Below are 3,408 nucleotides of genomic sequence, written 5' to 3' on the forward strand. Positions count from 1 at the left end.
TCGACCAGCTGATGAATGGTCGCGGTATCCGGATACGGACCACTGACACCATTCCACTCGACCAACACCTCCCGCCGCTCCCCCACCGTAAGCATATTGAGATCGCCGATGCGTGCACCGGGCGACTCCACAACGGAGGTCAGCAGGCTCTCAAGGTGGCCGGCCATGCGCTCGATCGTCTTCGCGTCGAACCTGCTCCGGTCGTAGACGAAGCGGAACTCCAAGGCCCGGCCCGCCGATACGACAAGGGTCAGCGGGTACCCGGTGCGCTCCACACAGTTGACCAGGCGCCGGGTCAGTCCCTCGGGGAAGTCCGAAGGCTTCTGCACCACCGGGTAGTTCTCGAAGACGAGGATCGACCGGAACAGTGGCTCGCCGCGCGGGATGCTGCTGTGCTTCTGCACGTCGACGAGGTGACAGTACTCCCACTGCCGCATCTCCAGTTGTTCGTCCTGGAGATCCCGCAGCCACTCGGAGACGACCAGGTCGCCCGTGAGCCGGCCGCGCACCGGCAGTGTGTTGATGAACAGGCCCATCATCGACTCGACGCCGGGCAGATCGATCGACCGGCCCGAGATGGTGGATCCGAACAGCACCTCGTCCTGGCGGCTGTACCGTGAGAGCAGGACCGACCACAGGCCCTGCACCAGTGTGTTCATCGTGACGCGCTGGGACTTGGCGTAGTCCCGGGCCCGCGCGAACAGCCCTGCGGAGGCACATACCTCGAACTCGCCGACTCCCGTGTCACCGGTGTCCCGGTCGATGGGCAGGGCGGTGGGCTCGGTGACGCCTGCGAGGTAACCGGTCCAGAACGCCTCGGAGCCGTCGTCCTGCCGGGAGTTGAGCCACTCGATGTAGCGGCGGTAGGGGACGGTCGGTGGCAGTTCGGCGGAAGTGCCGCCGAGCAGCGCGCGATAGAGGGCGAACAGTTCCTTCTGGAGGATCTGCACACTCCAGCCGTCGAGGAGAATGTGATGGAACGACCAGACAACGATCAGGCGCTCCTCCCCCATCCGCAGCACGGTGACCCGGACCAGCGGGGCCCGTGAGAGGTCGAACCCTCGGTCCCAGTCCTCCGCCAGGAAGGTGCTCAGCCGCTCCTCCTGACCGGACAGACCGCGCAGATCCCTCACCTCGAAGGGGAGGGGAGCTCGGCGCTGCACCACCTGCACCGGCTCCGACACTCCTTCCCATACAAACGCGCTGCGCAGGATCGAATGCCGGTCGACGAGCTGCTGCCAGGCGGCTCCGAACAGCGTCTCGTCGAAGGGTCCTTCGATCTCCTCCGTCATCTGCACCACGTACGGGCGCGTGTCGGAAGTGTCCTCCAGCGAGTGGTAAAGCATGCCGAACTGCAGGGGTGAGAGTCCGTAGACGTCTTCCACGTTGTGCGCGCTCATATCGAGAACCTCTTCAGGATCGCGGCCATGTCGGCGTCATCGACATCGGTGAGTGGGACACCGGGGGACTCCCGGCGGGCATCGGCGGCTCCGTCTGCACTGCCGGCGATCAGCTCGCGCAGGTGGCCGACGACACCGTCGGCCAGGCGCTGGGCGGTGCGCCGCTCGTGCAGCCCGGTCGAGTAGTTGATGTACAGGCCGAACGTGTCGCCTTCGACGGCGGCGGTCACGTCCAGCACGTTCCAGCGCATCCCGTCCGGGCTGATCGAGTGGCCCTTGGGCTCGTCGGGACCGGCGTACCGCCCGATGCCCGGCAGGTCCCTGGTGAACTGCCCCAGGTAGTTGAAGTTCACTTCCGGAGTGGGCTGCCGGCGCAGTGCGGCGGCCACGTCCGGGGCGCCGAGATGGCGCAGGATGCCGTAGCCGACGCCCCTGTTGGGGATCCGCGCCACCTGCTCGCGGACGGAGTCGAGCGAGGCCACCGCATCGGTGGATCCCGGCGCCAGCCGTAGCGAGACGGGGAAGACGGAGGTGAACCATCCGACCGTTCGCGACAGGTCCACGTCCGTGAACAGATCCTCACGACCGTGTCCCTCCAGGCCGATCAGGATCTCGTCGTCCCCCGTCCAGTTCCGCAGGGCGTGCGCCAGTGCGGTGAGCAACGCGTCGTTGATCTGGGTGCTGAAGACCCGTGGCACGTCCCGCAGCAAGGCACGCGTCTCCTCGGGGCTGAGCGCCGCCACGACGCTGGCGGCGGATCCCAGGTCGTTTCGGCCGTCCCGGTCACGCGGCACCCGGCCGGCCGGCTTGGGCTCGGCCCAGTAGGCACACTCGGCCCGCGCCTGAGCGGAGTCGGCGAAGCCGTTCAGCCTCTGGGCCCACGACCGGAACGACGTCGTCTTCGCCGGCAGCAGGGGCGCGAGACCGGCGGCCCGCCGCTCGTAGCAACTGCCCAGGTCCTCCAGGAGAATCCGCCAGGACACACCGTCGACCGCCAGGTGGTGTACGACGGTGAGCAACCGCTGCCCGCGCGTCGGTCCCAACTCCAGCAGGGCGGCCCGCAACAACGGGCCCTTGGCCAGGCCGAGGCCCTGCTGCGTCTTCTCCGCGATGTCCAGCGACACCGATGCCAGGGACTCGTCCGAGACTCCGGACAGGTCGTGTACGTCGAGGAGGTCGGTGTCCACGGTCTCGTCCAGGTACTGCCGCCAGCCGTCGGGCCCGTCCACACAGCGCAGGCGCAGCGCGTCGTGGTGCTCGATCAGGTCGGCCAGCGCGAGCCGCAGCACGTCGGGGGCAAGCCCGTCGGTGACGAGAAGCTCGGCCTGGTTGAAGTGGTCGAACGTCGGCAGGTCCTTCTCGAAGAACCAGTGCTGGATCGGTGTCAGCGGGACCTCGCCCGTCACGCGGCCCTGCTCCGCGTCGACCGGAGTGGCCGCGGCGGCGTGGACCGCGATCTCGGCGATCGTCTGGTTCTTGAAGATCAGCCGCGGGGTGAGGTGCACACCGAACTTCTTGGCCCGGGCGATCATCTGAATGCTGACGATCGAATCCCCGCCGAGTTCGAAGAAGTTGTCGTGGATGCCGACGGTGTCGATACCGAGGATCTCGGACCAGATCGCGGCAAGGGTGCGCTCGGTGTCCGTCCGGGGTGCGGTGTAGGTGGTGGCGAGTTCGGGTCGGTGGTGGTCCGGTGCGGGGAGGGCCTTGGTGTCGACCTTTCCGTTGGGTGTCAGGGGCAGTTGACCGAGGGTGACGTAGATGCTCGGGACCATGTAGTCGGGCAGTTGCCGCTGGAGGTGGGTGCGGAGTTGGTGTGTGGTGGGTGTGTCGCCTGGAGTGGCGACGATGTAGGCGATGAGCTGTTTGTTGCCGGGGGTGTCTTCGCGGGTGGTGACGGCGGTGGTGTGGACGTGGGGATGGGTGCTGAGGGCTGCTTCGATCTCGCCGAGTTCGATGCGGTAGCCGCGCAGCTTGATCTGGTTGTCGATCCGGCCGATGAACTCAA

Annotated in this window: 2 protein-coding genes; both read right to left on the reverse strand. The window is 67.2% G+C overall.

Features of this window, described 5'->3' with window-relative positions; all coding sequences use genetic code 11:
- The coding region (locus ABZ622_RS41860) for a condensation domain-containing protein (protein ID WP_360552560.1) at positions 1-1,400 on the reverse strand (1,400 nt) is incomplete at its 3' end.
- Positions 1,397-3,408: condensation domain-containing protein (locus tag ABZ622_RS41865; protein ID WP_360552562.1), on the reverse strand; the 2,012-nt coding region annotated here is incomplete at its 5' end. The genes ABZ622_RS41860 and ABZ622_RS41865, both read right to left, overlap by 4 nt.

The sequence above is a fragment of the Streptomyces sp. NPDC007164 genome, from assembly GCF_040634135.1.
In the GTDB taxonomy this organism is placed as follows: Bacteria; Actinomycetota; Actinomycetes; order Streptomycetales; family Streptomycetaceae; genus Streptomyces; species Streptomyces sanglieri.